Here is a 2238-nt window from a genome sequence, read left to right on the forward strand (position 1 = left end):
TGCCGAAGCAGCCGCGGCCCGGTGCTGTGTGCGCCGGCCGGCGCGCGGGTCCGGCGTCACACCGGGACCGTCGGTCGCCCCGCGGACCGGCTCGGGACGTTCTGCGCCTCCTGGGCACCGGCCCGCTCGGTCTCGGCCTCGACCGGGATCGCGGTCGGTGCTCCGGCGAGGGCCGGCACCGGGAGCTCGCGCGGCGCCCGGCAGGCCTCCCGCAGGGTGGGCGAGGGCGCGGGCGGCACCAGGGGTGCACGGTCGGGAGCCTGGACCCGGCGCGAGAACCAGATGATCTTCCCGCCGACACCCGTGGCGCAGCAGCCCCAGCCGTCGCTCAGGGCGGCGATCTGGGCGAGGCACCCCTGGGGTGCGTAGTGCGGACGGATGTCCTGGTTGTTGTCCGAGATGGCGGTGATGAGGTGCTGACCGTTCCACCACATCTCGATGGAGGTGTTCTTGTCCGTCGCATGGCGGTCGATGGTGTGCAGCAGCACTTCGGCGCACTGGCAGACGGGCTCGACGAGAATCTCCAGATTCCAGTACCGGAGGTGGGCGGCCAGAATGCGCCTGACCTGTCCGACCCTTTGGGGGCTGACCTCCACGTCGAGGTGGTAGTAGCAGGGCACTACAGCGTTCATCGTCGTTGGCTCCTCACCGAGCGAAGCTCTCGCTTCTCCCATCCGCCCTGACGGGCCGAGCCCCGAACACGAAGCGTGAGCACTGATCGCTTCTGAGTCAGTCCCAGAGTGAGAGCACTACTCCGTTCGTGCAACACGAGGGCTTCGGAGGTCGGGTCAAATGTTGTTGAAGAGCCAACAAGACGCTCAGTGACGCCGCGTGCACCATGGGGGAGGGCTCCGACTCGTGACGGGTCGGTGCCTCTCCGTGCACGGCTCGTACGACTCTTCGGGCGAACCGCGCGCCATCGAGAGAGTGGGAAGGTGACCTGCGAGATGTTGCTGCCCGCCAAAGCTGAGGTCGCCCGGCATCTGGAGCGATACCGGGCGTGGGAACGCCTGCTGCTCGCAGCACCCGCCGACGGCGCGGTGCGGGGGAAGTTCGAGAACACGGCCTACACCTTGTGCGTGCTGATGGGTGAGCGGTGCGCACGGGAGGCGGCCGACGCAGCCGAGCGCTATCTGCACGCCAACGCGGCGGCTTCGGCGCCGGCGGTCAAGCATCGCGGCGGCCGCTCCCGCGCTCGCGTGGAAAGCCGCGGCCCGAGCCCGGCGCTCGGCAGATAGCGACGTACCGCGCTGCACGGTCCGGCTTTCCCATGCAGCTCCCAACCGCAGACAGGGCTTGAGGACGGCGGAGGCGAAAACCCATGGACCTGGAACTGGACCGCGACCCGGCCACCGGCCGCATCCCGATCGTGGATGTCCGGCCGGCCGTCGACTGCGGCAGGCGCCCGGCCAAGGCGGTCGCGGGCGAGACCTTCCAGGTCACCGCCACGCTGTTCGGCGAGGGCCATGACGCCGTGGGAGCAGGCGTCGTACTGCGTGACCCGAGCGGCCTACCGGGCCCGTGGACCCCGATGCGGGAGCTCGCCCCGGGCACCGATCGCTGGGGCGCCGAGGTCACCCCGACGGCCGTGGGCACGTGGACGTACACGGTGGAGGCCTGGAGCGACCCCGTCAGCGCGTGGCGCAGGGCCGCCGGCATCAAGGTCCCGGCCGGCATCGACATCCCGCTGATCCTGGAAGAGGGCGCCGCGCTGTACGAGCGGGCCGCCGCCGGAGTACCCAAGGGCGCCGGACGCAAGACAATGCTGGCCGCCCTCAAGGCGCTCCGCGACGACTCCCTGCCGCCGGAGACCCGGCTCGCGGCGGCCCTGGCTCCCGAGGTGGACGCCGTGCTCGCCGAGCACCCGCTGCGCGACCGTCTCTCCCGTTCGGCGGCGCTGCCGCTGCTCGTGGAGCGCGAGCGGGCACTGTACGGCGCTTGGTACGAGTTCTTCCCGCGCTCCGAGGGAGCCGTGGTCCGCGCGAACCAGCCACCGGTCAGCGGCACCTTCCGCACCGCCGCCGAACGCCTCCCCGCGATCGCGGAGATGGGCTTCGACGTCGTATACCTCCCGCCGATCCACCCCATCGGCACGACCTTCCGCAAGGGCCCCAACAACACCCTGTCGGCCAGCCGTTGGGATGTCGGGGTGCCCTGGGCGATCGGCTCCCCGGAGGGCGGGCACGACGCCGTCCACCCGGATCTGGGCACGATCGACGACTTCGACGCGTTCGTACG

General features: G+C 71.1%; 3 protein-coding genes. 2 read left to right on the top strand and 1 reads right to left on the bottom strand.

Annotated elements, in window-relative coordinates; genetic code table 11:
• Positions 1-56 precede the first annotated feature (56 nt).
• Positions 57-632, bottom strand: coding sequence for a pep a2 (locus tag ACFVYF_RS37765; RefSeq protein WP_389462578.1), 576 nt, complete (start codon positions 630-632; stop codon positions 57-59).
• Positions 633-947: 315 nt separating this feature from the next.
• Between ACFVYF_RS37765 and ACFVYF_RS37770 the strand changes: the two genes are divergently transcribed.
• Both ACFVYF_RS37770 and ACFVYF_RS37775 read left to right on the top strand, forming a co-directional pair.
• Positions 948-1238, top strand: a complete 291-nt coding sequence (locus ACFVYF_RS37770) for a DUF5133 domain-containing protein (RefSeq protein ID WP_389462579.1) — start codon at positions 948-950, stop codon at positions 1236-1238.
• An 83-nt stretch (positions 1239-1321) separates the two neighbouring features.
• On the top strand, positions 1322-2238 hold a 917-nt coding region (locus ACFVYF_RS37775; protein ID WP_389462580.1), incomplete at its 3' end, for a maltotransferase domain-containing protein.

This window comes from Streptomyces sp. NPDC058274, from assembly GCF_042881375.1.
GTDB lineage: Bacteria > Actinomycetota > Actinomycetes > Streptomycetales > Streptomycetaceae > Streptomyces.

Coding starts and splice junctions, on each gene's coding strand:
- ACFVYF_RS37765 (WP_389462578.1), bottom strand. CDS start 632: ATGAACGCTGTAGTGCCCTGCTACTACCACCTCGACGTGGAGGTCAGC.
- ACFVYF_RS37770 (WP_389462579.1), top strand. CDS start 948: ATGTTGCTGCCCGCCAAAGCTGAGGTCGCCCGGCATCTGGAGCGATAC.